The 18562-nt window shown below is 33.5% G+C and carries 11 protein-coding genes; 5 read left to right on the forward strand and 6 right to left on the reverse strand.

The window, feature by feature from the left end; genetic code table 11:
• The first annotated feature begins 17 nt into the window (after nt 1–17).
• From AC5ZCW_RS13125 to AC5ZCW_RS13135, 3 genes are all read left to right on the forward strand, one after another.
• Complete coding sequence (locus AC5ZCW_RS13125; RefSeq protein WP_496120293.1) at nt 18–2336, forward strand: TonB-dependent siderophore receptor; 2319 nt, start codon at nt 18–20, stop codon at nt 2334–2336.
• A gap of 146 nt (nt 2337–2482) precedes the next feature.
• On the forward strand, nt 2483–3208 hold the full coding sequence (locus tag AC5ZCW_RS13130; protein ID WP_343542299.1) for a DUF4198 domain-containing protein: 726 nt from the start codon (nt 2483–2485) through the stop codon (nt 3206–3208).
• 233 nt (nt 3209–3441) lie between these two features.
• Nucleotides 3442–5670: a TonB-dependent siderophore receptor gene (locus AC5ZCW_RS13135; protein ID WP_496120295.1), complete on the forward strand. Its 2229-nt coding sequence runs from the start codon at nt 3442–3444 to the stop codon at nt 5668–5670.
• A 308-nt stretch (nt 5671–5978) separates the two neighbouring features.
• On the opposite strand, the gene AC5ZCW_RS13140 is transcribed toward AC5ZCW_RS13135, so the two are convergent.
• Nucleotides 5979–8612, reverse strand: coding sequence for a valine--tRNA ligase (locus tag AC5ZCW_RS13140; RefSeq protein WP_496120297.1), 2634 nt, complete (start codon nt 8610–8612; stop codon nt 5979–5981).
• A gap of 288 nt (nt 8613–8900) precedes the next feature.
• On the opposite strand from AC5ZCW_RS13140, the gene AC5ZCW_RS13145 reads away from it, so the two are divergent.
• A complete protein-coding gene (locus AC5ZCW_RS13145; protein WP_343542304.1) occupies nt 8901–9281 on the forward strand; it encodes a DUF1573 domain-containing protein in 381 nt (126 codons plus the stop codon).
• A gap of 145 nt (nt 9282–9426) precedes the next feature.
• Here the strand turns inward: AC5ZCW_RS13145 and AC5ZCW_RS13150 are convergent, their stop codons facing one another.
• The 5 genes from AC5ZCW_RS13150 to AC5ZCW_RS13170 form a co-directional block, all read right to left on the reverse strand.
• Nucleotides 9427–9909: a hypothetical protein gene (locus AC5ZCW_RS13150; RefSeq protein WP_496120299.1), complete on the reverse strand. Its 483-nt coding sequence runs from the start codon at nt 9907–9909 to the stop codon at nt 9427–9429.
• A 65-nt stretch (nt 9910–9974) separates the two neighbouring features.
• Nucleotides 9975–12104, reverse strand: coding sequence for an OmpA family protein (locus AC5ZCW_RS13155; RefSeq protein WP_496120301.1), 2130 nt, complete (start codon nt 12102–12104; stop codon nt 9975–9977).
• A 10-nt stretch (nt 12105–12114) separates the two neighbouring features.
• Complete coding sequence (locus tag AC5ZCW_RS13160) at nt 12115–13041, reverse strand: PorP/SprF family type IX secretion system membrane protein (RefSeq protein ID WP_343542309.1); 927 nt, start codon at nt 13039–13041, stop codon at nt 12115–12117.
• 31 nt (nt 13042–13072) lie between these two features.
• Nucleotides 13073–15706 (reverse strand): gliding motility-associated C-terminal domain-containing protein, encoded by a 2634-nt coding sequence (locus AC5ZCW_RS13165; protein ID WP_496120303.1) that lies wholly within the window; start codon nt 15704–15706, stop codon nt 13073–13075.
• 148 nt (nt 15707–15854) lie between these two features.
• Nucleotides 15855–17180, reverse strand: a complete 1326-nt coding sequence (locus tag AC5ZCW_RS13170; protein WP_343542312.1) for a PDZ domain-containing protein — start codon at nt 17178–17180, stop codon at nt 15855–15857.
• Between the two features lie 123 nt (nt 17181–17303).
• On the opposite strand from AC5ZCW_RS13170, the gene AC5ZCW_RS13175 reads away from it, so the two are divergent.
• The gene (locus tag AC5ZCW_RS13175) at nt 17304–18500 is read left to right on the forward strand and encodes a pyridoxal phosphate-dependent aminotransferase (RefSeq protein WP_496120305.1); all 1197 of its coding nucleotides are present in this window, start codon (nt 17304–17306) and stop codon (nt 18498–18500) included.
• Nucleotides 18501–18562: the final 62 nt, after the last annotated feature.

The following is an 18562-nucleotide window of genomic DNA, read 5'->3' on the forward strand; positions in this document are numbered from 1 at the left end:
ACCAATTTAAAATAATAATGAATTACCTCCATTTGAAAACTACGCGTTTTCTATTTTCAGTCAGTTTACTATTTTCGTTTTTATCTGCCTTTGCACAAAACCACGGAAAAATAAAAGGAACAATCACAACATCTGATGGCGATGCCGCTGCCGGTGTCAATATTATTCTTAAAAATACGAAATACGGCACCGTTTCTAATGACGGCGGCGGTTTTGAATTTAACAGAGTAAAACCCAGCACTTACATTATACAAGTATCTCTATCGGGCTATGAAACGCTTGAAAGAGAAATAATTGTCACTGAATATGAAACCATTACCACTAATTTACAATTAAAGGTTTCTAATAAAGAATTGAATGAAGTGGTCGTAAATGGCAAGAAAAGCAATTTATCAAAAAAGACCGATTATGTTGCTAGAATGCCGTTAAAGAATCTTGAAAATCCACAGGTTTACAATGTTATTCACAAAGAACTATTACAAGAGCAAATTGCGGTAGACATAAGAAGCGCAGTGCAAAATGCTACTGGTGCGATATCAAAAATATATCCGTCTGGTGGACTTGAAATTAGTTTTAGAGGATTCAGTACAGGTGTAAACGCACGAAACGGAATGGAAACTCTTTCTGGACGAAGCTCAATCTCAATTGATAATGCCGAGCGAATTGAAGTGCTAAAAGGTCCTTCTGGAACTTTGTTTGGTTCTTCTGTTTCTTCATTTGGAGGAGTTGTAAACCTGGTTACCAAAAAGCCTTTTGAAACTAGCAAAACAGAGATATCTTATACTGGAGGAAGCTTTGGGCTGCAGCGCGTTGCGGTAGATTTTAATATGCCTTTGACTCAGAATAAAAAAGTTTTGTTTAGAATGAACGCTTCGGCCAATACAGAAAACAGCTTCTTAAATTATGGTTTTAATAAAACTGTCTTATTTGCACCAAGCATTATTTATAAAGCAACCGATAGATTAACGTTGAGTTTGGACACAGAGATTTTCAACACCAATAACACACGCCCTACTTACGGACGCTCTTATGCGGAAGGGCTTACCAACCCAACAGATCTAAAAGTAGATTACAGAACGAGTTTATTTGCAGATGATCTTGATGCTAAAACAACTTCTCCTAAAATATTTGCTCAAGCAGAATATAAAATTTCTGACAACTGGAAATCTACAACACTATTCTCATTGGTAGACGAACGTGTAGATCATAGTTATCAATACTACACTGCATGGAAATCGCCAACAGAAGTTCAAAGAATGGTATCGCGTTTTGGCGCAATTCATAATAACTTCACCAATTTTCAAGAAAATATTAATGGCGAGTTTTCTACGGGAAGCATCAAACATAAACTTTTAGCGGGCGTTAATTACAGATTTACAAAAGGCACTTTTAAATATGCCACAACACAAGTTTTAGATGAAATTGACGTAACGACAGCTTTCGAACCAATTCGAAAAAGCGATGTAGATCCGAAATTGAAGGAAATGCAATTTGGTGTTCCAAATGAGCAGACTTTTAGTGTTTATGCTTCAGATGTAATTAGTTTTACAGATCGCTTATCGGCAATGTTAAGTCTTCGTCTAGACAACTTTGTTCAGAAAAAATTGGAAGATACTGATGGATACAACCAAACTGCTTTGTCTCCAAAATTAGGTTTGGTTTATGAACTGGTTAAAGAACAGGTTTCTTTATTTGGAAATTATATGAATGGTTTTCAAAATGCTGGACCTGTAAATCAGCCAGACGGATCTATATTAATCTTAAAGCCAATTTATGCCAATCAATATGAAGGTGGTGTAAAAGTAGAAGGATTTAATAAAAAATTAAGCACAACAATTAGCTACTACAACATTACAATTGATAATGCTACAAGAACAAATCCTGATGGATATAATATTCAGGACGGAAAACAAGTAAGTAAAGGAATTGATTTTGAATTTATTGCCAATCCGATAAACGGCTTAAACTTGACAGCTGGTTATGCTTATAATGACAACCGCATCGTCAAATCGTCTGATGCCTCAATTGAAGGCAACAAGGCTAGCGGTGCACCAGAAAATGTTGTCAATTTCTGGGTTTCGTATAAATTTCAAAACACACTAAAAAATTTAGGATTTGGTTTGGGAGGAAATTATGTAGACAAACAGTATAAATTTGAAGATGAAAGTTTTTATGCTCCTTCTTATTCAATTTACAGTGCAACTGTATTTTACGACAGACCAGTATGGAGACTTGGCGTTAAATTCAACAACCTGACAAACACAAAGTATTGGGATTCTTATGGAATGGCTCAAGCTCCTGCAAACTTCTTAGTAAACCTAACAGTAAGACTTTAGTTTTCCTATTCAAATATTTTCTAAAACCTCGAAATCTATACAATTTAAAATGTATTTCGAGGTTTTTTTTTATGTTTTATTTTTATTTATTCTAAATAAGACTTATGTTTGTGGAAAATATAATTCTATACTTTAAACTTGATCTTATGAAATCAAATACTTTAAAAACACTAAGCTTTTTATTTTTAATGCTTTTTGCTGCACCTCAGCTTTTTGCTCACGCCCTTTGGATAGAAACTAAGGCAACAGGAACAAAAGGAAAAGCTCAAGAAATTTCCGTTTATTTTGGAGAATTCTCTGATAACGATATTACAAAAGCAGATAAATGGTTTTCTGATTTAAAGGATTTTTCTTTAGTTGTAATTTCTCCATCCAAAAAAGAGGTTAAATTAACTTCTAAAGCTTTAGACAATAAATACCAGGCTTTCTTTACACCAGATGAAGACGGAGTTTATACAATTGTTATGCATCATACTGTAAAAGATGTTTATGGCACGATGAAACTAGATTACAATTCTAGTGCAACTGTTGTTGTTGGAAACAAAGCTACAGGAAACAATATTGCTTCTAACACAAACAAGATTGCTGTTTTCTCAGAAAATGCAGATGTCGCAAAAAAAGACAGTAAAATCACTGGAGTTGCTTCTTACGAAGGAGCTATTGCTAAACAAACAAAAATCAAAGTAATTGCTCCAAACGGATGGGAAAAAGAATTATGGACAAACGATAAAGGAGAATTCTCTTTTACACCAATCTGGTCTGGAAATTATATGGTAGAATATGCGCATACAGATAAATCGTCTGGCGAACATAATGGAAAAAAATACGATGAAATCTGGAAAATGGCAACGTATCAAATTGCTGTAAAATAATTTCAGTCAATCTCATTCTTAGATTTTAATTTCAATTTAAAATCCTTGCTCCTTAGCAAGGATTTTTTGTTACTATTTATACTAAATTAAAATAACATTAGAAAATACTTAAGCAAATCTTAAGAAAAGAATAAGTAAGTTTTAATAAAGAAAATCGCTTCATAATTTCCTGTTAAAGACTTTGTCTATTTATATTTGCACTCGATAATTTTTATTGAATCTAAATAAACACCATGAAATATAATTTACTATTTGCATTAGGATTATTAAGTTTTGTCTCTTACGGCCAAGATTACTCAAGCAATGAGACTACTTCTTCAGTTAATGATACTGTAAAAAATAAAAAAGGAGAAATTCTTAACGAGGTTGTGGTTACCAAAACAAAAGAACCAAAACCTGTAACAGCAGTTCGTTCTGGATTAAAACCAATGGACAATCCTCAAACGATACAAGTTATCGGTTCTGAAGTAATCGAACAACAGCAAGCCATCAGATTAAGTGAAGTTCTTAAAAATGCCAACGGTGTTTATGTTGGTTCTTCTCGCGGTGGCGCTCAGGAATCATTCTTTTCTAGAGGTTACGATTTATCTGCTAATAATATGTTCAAAAATGGATTCCGATACAATGCAGGATCAATTCCTGATGTTTCTGGTTTAGATAAAGTAGAGTTTCTAAAAGGGGGTTCTGCCCTATTATTTGGAAATGTGGCTCCAGGAGGAATTGTAAACTTAGTAACCAAAACTCCTCAATTTAAAAGTGGTGGCGAGGTATCAATGCAAATAGGAAGCTTTTCTTATTACAAACCTGCTTTTGATTTTTATGGAGGTTTGACTAAATCAATCGCATTTAGACTTAATGGTTCTTACGAGAATTCAGAAAGCTTTAGAGATGTTGTAAAAAACGAGCGTTTATACATTAATCCATCGTTGCTTTTTGTAATTAGCCCTAAAACACAAATTACAGTACAAGGAGATTATTTGTCTGCAGATTGGACTCCTGACTTTGGAACAGGAATTATTGGAACACAAATTCTTGATTTACCTCGTCAGACATTCTACGGAGCGCTTTGGTCTAATGGTACAACTAAATCTTCTAGTGCTTCTGTATTATTAAATCACGATTTTAACAAAAACTGGAAATTAAACTTTAATTCTTCTTTCCAAAATTATGATAGAGCTTCAAAATCTACAGCACAATTATCATCTGTAAAAGATAATGGAGACTGGACAAGACCATTGGTTCAAAATGACAACTCAGAACAAATCTTAGGAGACCAGTTAAGCCTTCAAGGAAACTTTAATACAGGATCTGTAAGACATCAAATTTTTACTGGTGCAGACTGGGAAAACTCATTTGCAACAGCTTATACTTTTGCATTTGATCCAGCAAATTATGACACTATCAATCTTTTCAATTTTGATCCGTCAACACAAAGAAATGATATTCCAAACGCAAGAGCAACTCAAATTGCAAAAACAGAAACGAATCGTTTTGGTGTTTATTTCCAAGATTTGATTTCAATTACTGAAAAATTCAAAGTATTGGCAGGTGTACGTTGGTCATGGCAGGAAGCTCAGGTTACAACTTACAAAGAAACTTATGCTAATAAAGTACAAACAGTAAGCCCCGAAAATGCTGTTCCAACAGTTGGTGCTAAAAAATTAGACAATGCATTTTCTCCAAAATTTGGGTTAATATACCAACCGAGAAAAGATGTTTCTATATTTGGTAGCTACTCTACTTCATTTACTCCAAACACGGGAACTACAGCGGATTTAAAACCAATTGAGCCATCTATTATCGATCAATATGAAGCTGGTATTAAAACCGACTTCTTACAAGGATTATTAAGCACAAATGTTACTGTTTATCAAATCGTAAACAGCAATCTAGCTCAAACAGCTGAATTTAAAGCTGACGGAAGTTTAAACTCAGATACAAACATTAAAGTTTTAAGTGGTGAAACTAAAAGTAAAGGTATCGAAATTGATGTTACTGCAAGACCAATTGAAGGCTTAAACATTATCGCTGGTTACAGCTATAACGATATGCGTTATACTAAAACATCTGGTTTAAACGGAAGTTTTATAGAAGGTGATCGTTTAGTTAGAACTCCAGCAAACACTGCAAACTTAAGCTTCTTTTATACTGTACAAGACGGTTTCTTTAAAGGAGTATCTTTAGGGGCAATAGGAAATTACATCGGTGATCGTTTAGGCGGATGGAACGATCAATACAGTACAGATCTTGTTAAATATCCTGATGGAATCTACCATAGAGAAATTCCAATCGATGGCTATACAACTATTGATGTTTCAGCTGGATATACATGGAGAAAATTCTCTATTCTTTGCAAACTATCAAACATTACAAACGAATTAAACTATACTGTTCACGAAAATTATAGTGTTAACCCAATCGCTCCTCGTCAGGTTATGACAAGTCTGCGTTACAAGTTCTAAAATATTGAATTAGATGTTTTTTTATTTATCCCAAGATTTTATGTTTCTCTGGAAATAGAAAAATCTTGGGATTTTTGTTTAAAGTTCAATTATAATTCAATTAGCACCATTTAAATACCTGAAGTTTTGAAAAAAAAATAGTCACGCCCCAAACGAAAGCAAACAGGCAAAATAACTTAGTAAATCATTGTTTTATCCCACGATTATCAAAATAAAATTCGTGAATTAGTTGGCTATAAAAAACAACAAACCCGACAGGTTTTGGAAACCTGTCGGGTTTAATTTTATAAATTAGAAAAATCTGATTCTTATTTCAAACCAGCCAAACTCTGCTCAATTGTAGCAATTTTTGCTAGAGCGTCAGCTTGTTTTTGTTTTTCTAAATTAAGGACTTTCTCTGGAGCTCCGTTTACGAATTTCTCATTTGAAAGTTTCGCTTCTACAGATTTCAAGAATCCTTTTGTATAATTTAATTCTTCTGTCAGTTTTGCAATTTCAGCTTCAATATCGATGTTTCCTGTAATCGGAATGAAATATTCATTTGATTTTACACGGAAAGACAATGCGCCGTCTACTTTTTCAGAAACATATTCGAAAGCAGAAACGTTTCCTAATTTTGTTATAATTGAATCAAAATAAGTAGAAACATTCTCGCTGTTGATTCCTTTTAATTCGATTGCATCTTTAAACGGAATATTTTTATCTTTTCTGATTGTTCTAATTCCCGAAATTACTTCAATTGAGTTTTCAAAATCAGCAATCAATTTAGCGTCAAATGGTTTTACTTCTGGCCAAGTCGAAACAATTAAAGCTTCTTCTGGAGTTCTTTCAGCAATTAACTGCCAAATTTCCTCTGTCAAGAAAGGCATAAATGGGTGCAATAACTTCAAGTTGTTTTCTAACATTTCGATCGCTTTCGCGAAAGTTACGCTATCAATTGGCTGTTGGTAAGCAGGTTTAATCATTTCTAAGAACCAAGAACAGAAATCATCCCAAACCAATTTATAGATTGCCATAAGAGAATCTGAAATTCTGTATTTCTCGAAATTATCTTCAATATCAACCAAAGTCTGCTGTAATTTCGCTTCGTACCATTCGATTGCCACTTTTGATGATTCTGGCTGTGCGATCGTTTCAGAAACTTCCCAACCTTTAATCAATTTGAAGGCATTCCAAATCTTATTTGAGAATGCTTTTCCTTGACTGCATAATTCTTCATCAAACATAATATCATTTCCTGCAGAAGCACTTAAAAGCAATCCCACACGAACACCGTCAGCTCCAAAAGCATCGATCAAGTCTAAAGGATCAGGAGAATTCCCTAATGATTTAGACATTTTACGACGTTGTTTATCACGAACTAAACCAGTCAAATATACGTTTGTAAATGGTTTTTCACCTGCATATTCATAACCTGCAATAATCATTCTCGCCACCCAGAAAAATAAAATATCCGGACCTGTCACCAAGTCGTTTGTTGGATAGTAATATTTAAAGTCTGGACTTTCTGGATCCATGATTCCGCCAAAAACTGACATTGGCCATAACCAAGATGAAAACCAAGTATCTAATGCATCAACATCTTGTTTTAAGTCAGATGTTGTAAGTGAGCTGTTAGATGTTTTTTCTTTTGCTAATGCTAGCGCATCTTCGATGTTTTCTGCAACTACAAAATCTTCTTTTCCATCTCCGTAATAATACGCTGGAATTTGTTGTCCCCACCATAATTGACGAGAAATATTCCAATCGCGTATGTTGTTTAACCAATGTGCATAAGTGTTTTCGAAACGTTTTGGATGTAATTTAATTTCTCCTGTTTCTAAAACTGACTTAATTGCTGGTTTTACTAATTCTTCCATTTTCAAGAACCATTGGTCTGATAATCTTGGTTCGATTACCGCTTTTGTTCTTTCAGAAGTTCCCACTTTATTTAAGTGTGTTTCTGTTTTTGCTAAAGCTCCAATTTCTTCTAGTTCTTTTGCAATTTCTGTACGAACTACAAAACGGTCTTTTCCTTGATAATGTAATCCGAAACTATTTAAAGTTGCGTCTTCATTAAAAATATCAACGATTTCTAGGTTGTGTTTTTCTCCTAACGTTTTATCATTCATGTCGTGAGCAGGCGTTACTTTCAAACATCCTGTTCCAAATTCTACATCAACATATTCGTCTTCAATAATTGGAATTACTCTTCCGCAAATCGGAACGATCGCTTTTTTACCTTTTAAATGTGTAAAACGCTCATCATTCGGATTGATACAGATTGCAGTATCTCCAAAAATAGTTTCTGGACGAGTTGTAGCAATCGTTAAGAAATCTTCTGAACCTTCGATTTTATATTTTAAGAAAAATAGTTTTCCTTGTTGTTCTTCATAAATTACCTCTTCGTCAGAAAGCGTAGTTTTTGCTTCTGGATCCCAGTTAACCATACGGTATCCTCTGTAAATTAATCCTTTGTTGTATAAATCTACAAATGATTTAATTACAGATGCAGACATATCTGGGTCCATCGTAAATTTAGTGCGTTCCCAATCGCAAGAAGCACCTAATTTCTTAAGCTGTTCTAAGATTGTTCCACCATATTTATCTGTCCATTCCCAAGCGTGTTTCAGGAATTCTTCGCGGGTCAAATCGTTTTTATTGATTCCTTCTGCTTTTAATTTTGCTACCACTTTTGCTTCAGTAGCAATAGAAGCATGGTCTGTTCCAGGAACCCAACAAGCGTTAAATCCTTTAAGACGTGCTCTACGAATTAAAACATCCTGAATCGTATTATTCAACATATGTCCCATGTGAAGGACTCCAGTGACGTTTGGCGGCGGAATTACAATGGTGTACGGTGTTCTATGATCTGGTTCTGAATGAAAATAGTTGTTTTTCATCCAGTAATCATACCATTTACTCTCAATCGTCTTAGCGTCAAATTGTGCTGGAATTGTCATTTACTAGGGTTGTTTAATCGTTAATTTGTTTAACCGTTAATCGGTTTTGATCATCGAATTTCAAATTGATTTGTTTTCTTATTTTCTGTTTATAAAAATCATTTATAAATCAATCTCAACGATTAAGCAAATAAACGATTAAACAGTTAAACAAAAAAATGGTTCAATTTTTGTATTTATAACTGACAGCAAAAGTAAATAATTAAGTAGACTATAAAAAGAGAAATAATAATTTGTGTGTTAATTAAAAGAATGTATATTTACTTACAATTAAAAAAAAGATTTCATATGAAAAATGCAGCCTCTTTTATTGCAGCCTTATTGTTTAGCGCAGTAAGTTATGCACAAAACGGCCCAAAAATTGAATTTGCAGCCCCAGACAATACAATTGATTATGGAAAAATTTCTAAAGGTGACAATGGACTTCGTTCCTTTGAATTTACAAACACCGGAGATGCTCCTTTATTAATTACCGGTGCAGAATCTACAGTAAGTTCAATCGTTGTTACTAAACCTGCCGCAGCCATTTTGCCGGGCAAAAAAGGAAAAATCGATGTAAAATATAATATGGTTGCAGGGCCAATTCGTAAAACAATTACTGTTGAGACAAATGCAGTAAACTATCCTGATGGAAGAGTAGCCCTTAAAATTAAAGGTGAAGTTCAATAAGAATTAAAAAACCTAAAATAACAAAAGCCGTTTCTAAATCTAGAAACGGCTTTTTACTTTTACAGAGAAATATCTTCCTTCTAAAATCTTTTCTCTTTATCTACATAGAGAAACAACATCTTGCTTCTCAAATCTTTCTTCTTTATTACTTTGCAGCGCACTCGACAGAATCAAACTTGTATTTTACGCTTTCAAAATCAATTGGTTTATCTTTTACTAGATAAGTAACTCCCATTGTTGTCTGCATGGTTCCGTTTCCTAAAATAAGCTGATTGTTACGTTTTAAAAGAGCCATTGGGTTTTTGAATGTTTTTTCTCCATTCACATTGTCTTTAAAAGTATAATCTACAAATAAAGTATCACCATGAAACTCACCCGCAACTTCTCCTGTTCTAACAGTTGAAGGAGCAACTCTCATAATCATATCTCCAGTTAATTTTCCACTCTTTAAAGTATTCAATTTTAAATCTATTGTATCCTTTTCATAAATTGCTTTGTAGCAAGCAGTGCTAACTACTGTTTCAACTTCTGCTTTTACAGCTTCAGCGGCTTTTTGTTTTTCTTCATTTTTACAGCTTTGCAATCCTACAAAGGATAAAAGCAAACAAGATAAGGCTAGATTTCTCATAATTTTTCTATTTTATTGATACTACTATAAAATTAAAGAAAAAAGATTTTTTTCTTACTATAATTTTATAAATTTTTGATTACAAATTCAGATCTTCTATTCAATTCGTGTTCTTCTTCTGAGCACGATTCATCTGTTTTACATTTTATAATTGGCACTGATTCACCATAACCTTTTGCAGAAACTCTTTTGGCATCTATACCAGATTGTATGATAAACTCTCTTGTTGAATTGGCTCTTTTCTGAGATAAATCGGCATTGTATTTTTCGTTTCCTCTTGAATCGGTATGCGATCCAATTTCGATTACCATTTCAGGATATTTTTTCATTAGTTCTACAACTCTGCCTAAAATCACTTTGGATTCTTTACGGATGTACCACAAATCATAATCGAAATAAATCGGATCTGTTTTAATGATTAATCGGTCTTTGTCTTTTACAACATCTTTTTCTTTTGCTAAAATGTCTTTTACTTTTTCGTTCTTTTTGATTTCAGCGGCAACAATTGCAGCTTCTTTGGCCTTTTTTTCTTTTTCTTTTAATTCAATTGCAACCAAAGCTTCTTTTTTCTTATTCTCTTCTTCAATAAAAATTTCTTGCTTTCTCTTGTTTTCAGCAATTTGTTTTTCTTCTTGTTTGATTGCTTCTAAAGATTTTAATGCCAAAGAACCATCGTTAACCTTATCTCTTGTTTTGTCTAATGTCAGTACTTTTGATGCGTTAGTATAATTTTCTTTGAAAGCACTAATTTTATACGAAGTCTCACAAGCAACAGTAAAACTAAATTTTCCGTCAGCCGAAGTTGTAATAGTATTTAAAGTTTTATTTTCTGAATCCTGCAATAGTACCGTTGCATTTTCTAAAGCCAATTTCGTATCAATATCTGTAATGGTTCCAGCAATAAACTGTTTGCAATCTTCAACAATTAAATCTTTTATTTCTTTAAATTGATAAATATCATCGCTTCCCTTTCCTCCTTCTCTATTTGATGCAAAAAATCCTTCTTTGGTATTAGAATCGATATTAAACGCAAAATCATCTAAATTAGAATTTAAAGGAAGTCCAATATTTACAGCTTTTGAATATTCGTTTCCATTTATTTCAGAAACAAAAACATCCAAAGATCCGTAGCCTAAATGTCCGTCTGAAGAAAAATATAATTTATTATCTGCCGAGGCAAAAGGAAACTGCTCTCTTTTATTGGTATTAATTTGTGGACCCAAATTCTTTGGAGTATCAAATGCACCTTTATTGATATTAACCGAATAAATATCAAAAGATCCTAAAGATCCAGGCATATCTGAAGCAAAATACAACACTTTTTCGTCTGGACTTAAGGCCGGATGCTCAACAGAATAATTCGGGCTATTGAATGGAAGCGATGTAATTTTTGTCCATTTTCCATCAACCAATTCTGCTTTAAAAATCTGAAGATTTGAAATTTTCTTATCGTCTTTTTTCTTTTTTCCGTTTTTTGAATTGTTTCGAGTAAAATACATTGTTTTGCCATCTTTTGTAAAAATAGCATTCGATTCATGCATTCCGGTTTTCAATTCTTTAGCAAAATAATGAACAATAGAATCTGCCGAATTAATGTTTTTAAGCGGAACTGAAACCAAATTCAAATAGGTTTCGTTATCCCATTTGTATTTTTTATCGAATAGACCAGGCTTCAATTTAACACCTGCAAAAACTAGATTTTCTTTGTATTTCACCGCTCCAAATTCAGAATTTGGGGTATTTATAGCAAGGTTTTTAATTTCAAAACGCTTACCGATTGCGGTAACATTTTCTAAAGTTTTAAGGTCTTTTTCAAAATTGGCAAGATCCTCAGAATTGGCAGATTTAGCATAATACTCTTTTAAATTGGCATTTGCGTCATCGTCTCTATTTGTTGCTTTTAAAGTTTGCGCATATCTAAAATAATATTCTCGATCCAAATTATTACTATAACTTGAAACCAAAAGACGATAATATCGCTGTGCTTTTATCAAATCGTTTGTATAGAAATAAGAATCAGCCAGATTTTTAATGACTTCTTGCGAAGGTTTTTCGTCTGCTAATTTTTGGTACAAAACAATAGCTTCACTGTAATACGTTTTGTCAAAAAATCGTTTTGCTCTGCTTAACTCCTGACTTTGGGCACTTATAAACTGTATTGAAAATACGAATACAATAACGAGTAGTTTTTTCATATTTTTCATTTTAGAAGAATCTTGGTGATTTATCAAATCCTTTTCCTAACAAGTCTAAATCGAACAACAGCATGATTTCGTGTGTTCCAGAATTAAACTGTCCGAAGTTTGTGAGCGTATAATCGTAAGCATAACCCACTCTTAGGGTCGGCGTAACATTAATATTAAATAATGCACTTACCGAATCATCGATTCTATAGGCGGCTCCAAATTCAAATTTTTCATTATACAGAACATTGGCTGTAATATCTAACGTTATTGGCGCGCCTTTTACAAATTTTGACATAAATGCGGGTTTCAATTTCAATGCATCATTCAGCTGAAAAACATAACCTGCGGTTAAAAAAGTATGTATTTCTTCAGAACCAAAAGCATTAATCCCTGACTTTTCTTCAATGTATTTGGATTTCAGCAGATTTGGCACAGATAATCCAACATATAAATTATCTATAAAATAGTAGGCTCCTACTCCAATGTTTGGTTTTGTTGCATTTATATTTTCTGCAAAAGCTAGATCGGTTTGAGGATCTGTGAATTGAAAACCATTAAAATTGGTCTGCATGGATGAAAAACCTGCTTTTAAACCCAATGATAATTTATTTTGTCCGCCCAATTTTAAAACGTATGCAAAATCAGCATAAACATTATTTTCCTTTTTGGCTCCATCTCCAATATCATCTGAGACAAATGAGATACCAGCTTCTATTTTATCTGAAATGGCGGTGTGACCGAAAAATGTAAATGTTTTTGGAGCTCCAACTGCCCCTACCCACTGTGTTCTGTACAATCCTCCAAAATTCATCATGGCAGGAATACCTGTAGCATAAGCCGGATTAACTACACTCATATTGTACATATAATGCGTGTATTCGGGATCTTGCTGGGCAGAAATGGATAAACAGAAAAGGAAATTTATAACGAGTATTATTTTTTTCATTTGAAAATTATATTAAAATGTAAAAAGTGGTTTAGCGATTTAAATAAAGACGGCCTTGTTTGGGCGGTTTATTGTCTTTATTGAAATGCAGTACATAAAAATAAACTCCGTTGGGCGCAATACCAGCTGCGATACCGCTCTTTTCGTAATTTTTGCCATCCCAAGCAGGTTTACTATTATCTCCTTTATACATTCCGTTTCCGTATCTGTTATAAATTTCAAGTGTATAATTTGGATATAAAAATTCAATATCTTTTATCACAAACGAATCGTTTACCCCATCTCCGTTTGGAGAAAATCCGTCTGGGATAAAAAAATCGTATTGAGCAACCTCACAGTCCTGAAGTGAAACTTTTACTTCTTTATAATTATCTGACAAACATCGTGTTACTTCATTCAAATCGTATCCATAATAAGTTGCATTATGAACTAACATTGTGGTTGAAGGCAATAGATTTCCATCTACAGCATCATACCAAGCTACTGTTGTTGGAACATTTGTTTTATTAGACAAATCACTTATTTTTGGGTTTGCCAATCCACAAAAATCTGCCGTTTCATTCATTTCCGGTGCAGGAGTATCGTAAATAATTACCGTAACCTTGGCAGGTTCTGAAACACAGCCTGCTGTAGAAGTTTCTCTAACGAAGTAATCTTCTGTTTTTAAAACATAATCAGAAGCAAGCGGTGTTGTTGCTGTTGCCGAATTATACCATTTATATTGAGTTCCTTTCGGTTCTAAATTAGCAATTACCGCTTCATCAACCTTACAAAAATTTTGATCTAGAACAATTGGCGCTGGTGGAATTGGATTTATTATGAAATCATCTGTAACATTGATTAAGTCTACATCACAATTTGTAACCGTACTGGTTAAATTCAATAATGTAATTTTTGTGACGCCTGTATTTAAAAGCAATTCAGCCGGAATTATAAAATCTAATTTACCATTTGTTACAGCTTTAGTAATAGTTTGAACAGATGAAAAATTGCTTTCAGACAATGTATAAGAAATACTGGCGTTGGTTAAGCTTCCTAATCCCGAAACTGCTACAGAAACTGGAGCATTCAAACAATAATCATTAACTTTTGCAACCACAGTTACTGCATTTGGCAATGGATTTATATTTAGATTTCCGGCCACATTTGCTGTATTACTGCATTGAGGTGCAGGATTTGTGATATTGGTAATACTATAAATGGTAATTACTGATAATCCGCTTCTGGTGCTCAGGTTTCCTGGAACTACAAAAGAGGCTTTTCCACCAGCGGCAAGCATTTCTGCCGTTTCACCAAGAGCAAGATTATCTCCATTCACATTATAAGAAATGCGATAATTTCCATCTAGTAAATTGGGTGCAGTAACTTGAATTACTGCATCATCATTTTGACAAACTGCGAGTGCTGTTAATGAAGCATTCGTCAATCGCGGTAACGGATAAATCGTTAAAATAGTTGCAAATGGACTAAAAATGTTAACGCATTTTCCTTTACTTGATGTTGATACTATATTGGTGACCGTAATATTGTATTTACCAACCCGATTAAAATAAGCTGTTTCTATTGGAAAATTAAGTTCTCCATTTACAAAATTTGCGGTCTTTGCATTTGAAACAGATATTCCTGGCCCAACAACGGTATAAGAAACTTTATATTCGCCATTCGGAATAGGATCTGGTCCCTGTGTAATTTTTGCCGAGTAAGTTGCTGTCGCAATTTCCGATTCGCAGATATCTTTAACTACGATTTTAGCCCCTGTAAAATCAAGTCTTTTTTCAAGAGTTATTTTTACTGTAGCTTCTTTATCAGGACATATATTATTGTCAGGAATTGCTAAAACTTTATAAATGTAAGCATATTCTCCAGGCCCGTTCGCATCAAACAATTCTTGTAGATTAATATTATGATCTGTAGGAGAAGTTATTCCTATTCCTGTCCACGTACCACCGGGGTCTTCATCAGTAAGCTGATCATTTAAATTTAAATCAGTGTATGCATCCAAATCAGTAGTTCCACATAAAATTAGATCTGCCGGTTTTCCTTCTTTTGGAGCTATCAAAACTGTAACTTCAAGATTAGTCGATTTTTCGTCTGGAGAACAGGCAAGCACAGCGGGTACGGTATAGACAAAACGAAGCGTAGTTTTGGTTTTTATACCCCCAATCTTTATCGGATTTTCGGCAGGCTCTCCTGTAATGTAAGTAAATCTACCGTTTGTATGTGGCCCCATCACTTTACTGTCAAAAGCCGTAAAAAGATTAAAAGAGTCATCTTCATTACAAACTGTCACTTCCGATCCAACCCCAACGTATGCTCCTATGGTAATGGTAATGACAGCTTTATTATCTGTACATCCCGAAGTTGCAGGAGCTGTATAAGTATACTTGTAAGTTCCTCCTGCACGAATAAGCTGAGCATTCAAAACACCAGTAGAAGTATTTAGCCCTCTTAGGTTATTATTATCTGTCCAAGTTCCTCCAGGAATAGGAGAACCACCTAATAAAGAAAATAAATTTACAGATTGATAAATAGGATTTGTAACATCACAAATCAATTCGTTTGTGTTATCATTGCCAGCACATTGGGCTGCTAGTTTTGAAAAAAAGGGATTAAAAAAAATAAAAAACAATACAAAATATAAATAGCTTATGTAGTTTTTTGCCATAGATTAAATTTTTGCTAAACATAAGAAAATATTTAACAAAAAAACTAATTTTTAGTAAACTTATTTTCACAAAAAAAAGATGTTTCTGCAATACAGCATCATAAAACGTGGTTTCCCAATAATTAAAGAAACTACAATTCAATAGTTTTTACAGTTCGTCTTCTAATTTGAATCTAAATTTAAGTACAACACTATTTCGTTCTACTTCCATATTAATCCAAATATCATCTTCCGATTTCAAAAGGTTATTGATCTGCTCAAGACTATATTTATAGGGCTGAGCATTATTAATACTGACGACAACATCACCTTTGCGTAATCCGCATTTTTCGGCTGCAGAATTCTTCCTTACATTAACAATCTCGTAAACAGGTTTAAGAGCAAATTTGTATTTAAAATTATTGTTGTTTTTGTCTTTGTCTTGCAATTCATCAATTGTAGAAGCCACCTGAACTGTTTCTAAATGTACTGTTTCCTGAACCCATTGAAGTCCATTGTGCTGAATCGTGATTCCGCTCTTATTATAGGTAAACGGCTCTGCATATTTGCTGTTTTTTCTTAGGTATAGTTTTTTTCCTTTATAATCCAAAACCAGAGTAAATCGTTTTAAGACTTCGCCCCCTACAGACCCGATACGTCCTGGGACCATCTTAACGTTTCGAATTGAAGCTGAATCAGGAAAAGAGACAATTGGTTTTTTAAAATCAAATTCGTCAATCGAAAATTTATCAATTTTGGCTCTATGCCCCTCAATGTCGCCACTAAATCCTTTTCCAAGAAAATCAGGAAAATTTTTATTTGGGAGTTTTATTTTATCATTTTCAAAAATCCAGAAAGCATCACTGTTTCCAATATCAATTAAAAGTTTTGCTGGAATTTCTTGATTGTTCACAGTAGCCGTTGTCATAATGTAAGGTTTTGACTTTTCTATGGTAATCGGAACTTTTTTAAACTTTCTGTTTAGCTTTTCTTCAAACTTAGCATTATTAGCATGCACTATTATTTTTCTTTTTTGATAATTGACTTCAACAAAATTATTTCTAAAGAATTTATGACCGATAATTCCGTTAACAGGAATTCCGATATGAGAAGATAAATTGAAGCTTTGATCTAAAATAATAAATACCATATGGTCTTTTGATTTTAGACCATGCGTTTCGAGAATATTTTTAGTTGATTTTAGGCCTTCTATTTCTTCTTCGCTTCCTAAACCACGTAGCTTTATTTTCTCCACATTGTTAAAACTGACTTCCTGCTTTTCTTCCATACTAAACAGAATTGTTTCTTCAACTCCTGAATCCAAAAGAAAATTTAGCTCAACTCCGTTTACTTTTATAGGAATAAAAACAAGATTATTAATCAGTTTAAAAGGAATCGTAGCCTTTGTTGCATTGTTTTCTAATAAAAAATCGCCTTGCCCGAAAAGCAAAAAAGGTAAGAATAACCCAAAAAACAATACTATATATTTTTTCATTGACAATATTTTATTATAAAATTAGTAAATATATTTATTATTGTTACATTTTCGCAAGTCCTTGTATTGTTTACGTTAAATTGGAAAAAAAAATGCAAATTTGCACTTCAATAATTTATACTCATGCCGACAATTTCACTCAAGGGAAAAAACATGCCCGAATCTCCGATACGCAAGCTGGCTCCTTTTGCTGATTTAGCAAAGAAAAAAGGACACAAGGTGTATCACTTAAACATTGGTCAACCGGATATCAAGACACCGGAAGTGGCCATCGAGGCGGTAAAAAATATTGATTTGACTCTTATAGAATACAGTCCGTCTGCCGGATATGAAAGCTATAGAAAAAAATTAGCACAATTTTACCAGCGCCAAAACGTAAACGTTAACACAGAAGACATCATTGTTACAACTGGTGGTTCTGAAGCCTTACTTTTTGCACTGGCCACAATTACAGATCCTGGAGATGAAATTATTATCCCAGAACCTTTTTATGCTAATTATCATGCGTTTGCTTCTTCTACAAGTGCAACTGTAGTACCTCTTGTTTCTACTATAGAAACTGGATTTGCTTTGCCGAGCATTGATGAAGTTGAAAAACTAATAACACCACGAACAAAAGCCATTCTGATTTGCAACCCTGGAAATCCGACTGGATATTTATACTCTGAAGCCGAAATTAAACAATTAGCTCATTTGATTAAAAAACATGATCTATACTTAATCGCTGATGAAGTTTATCGTGAATTTTTGTACGATGGCGATGATGTGCACTTTTCTGTAATGAATTTAGAAGATGTACAGCAAAATGTAATCATGGTCGATTCTGTTTCTAAACGCTACAGTATGTGCGGAGCAAGAATTGGCTGTTTGGTGACAAAAAACAAAGATGTTTTAGCAACTGTAATGAAATTTGCCCAGGCACGTTTGAGTCCACCAACTATTGAACAGATTGCTTGCGAAGCTGCGATAGACACACCACAAAGTTATTTTGACGAGGTAATTGGCGAATACAAAGAGCGCCGAAACACTTTAATTGCTGAATTAAACAAGATTGATGGCGTTGTGGTTACAAAACCAAAAGGTGCTTTTTATTGTATTGCCGAACTACCGATAGAGGATTCAGATGATTTTGCACAATGGCTTCTTGAAAGTTATGATTTAAATGGTGAAACGGTAATGATTGCCCCTGCTAAAGGTTTTTATTCTACACCTGGAATGGGACTAAATCAGGTTCGTATTGCCTATGTTTTAAACAAAAAAGATTTGATTACAGCCGTAAACATTTTAAAGGAAGCTTTATTCGTTTACAATAACAGATAATCAATTCATTATAATACACTTTAAAAAGACAATAACGTTTTTCGTTGTTGTCTTTTTTATTT

Source organism: Flavobacterium sp. PLA-DH12, from assembly GCF_059511845.1.

Coding starts and splice junctions, on each gene's coding strand:
- AC5ZCW_RS13125 (WP_496120293.1), top strand. CDS start 18: ATGAATTACCTCCATTTGAAAACTACGCGTTTTCTATTTTCAGTCAGT.
- AC5ZCW_RS13130 (WP_343542299.1), top strand. CDS start 2,483: ATGAAATCAAATACTTTAAAAACACTAAGCTTTTTATTTTTAATGCTT.
- AC5ZCW_RS13135 (WP_496120295.1), top strand. CDS start 3,442: ATGAAATATAATTTACTATTTGCATTAGGATTATTAAGTTTTGTCTCT.
- AC5ZCW_RS13140 (WP_496120297.1), bottom strand. CDS start 8,612: ATGACAATTCCAGCACAATTTGACGCTAAGACGATTGAGAGTAAATGG.
- AC5ZCW_RS13145 (WP_343542304.1), top strand. CDS start 8,901: ATGAAAAATGCAGCCTCTTTTATTGCAGCCTTATTGTTTAGCGCAGTA.
- AC5ZCW_RS13150 (WP_496120299.1), bottom strand. CDS start 9,909: ATGAGAAATCTAGCCTTATCTTGTTTGCTTTTATCCTTTGTAGGATTG.
- AC5ZCW_RS13155 (WP_496120301.1), bottom strand. CDS start 12,104: ATGAAAAAACTACTCGTTATTGTATTCGTATTTTCAATACAGTTTATA.
- AC5ZCW_RS13160 (WP_343542309.1), bottom strand. CDS start 13,041: ATGAAAAAAATAATACTCGTTATAAATTTCCTTTTCTGTTTATCCATT.
- AC5ZCW_RS13165 (WP_496120303.1), bottom strand. CDS start 15,706: ATGGCAAAAAACTACATAAGCTATTTATATTTTGTATTGTTTTTTATT.
- AC5ZCW_RS13170 (WP_343542312.1), bottom strand. CDS start 17,180: ATGAAAAAATATATAGTATTGTTTTTTGGGTTATTCTTACCTTTTTTG.
- AC5ZCW_RS13175 (WP_496120305.1), top strand. CDS start 17,304: ATGCCGACAATTTCACTCAAGGGAAAAAACATGCCCGAATCTCCGATA.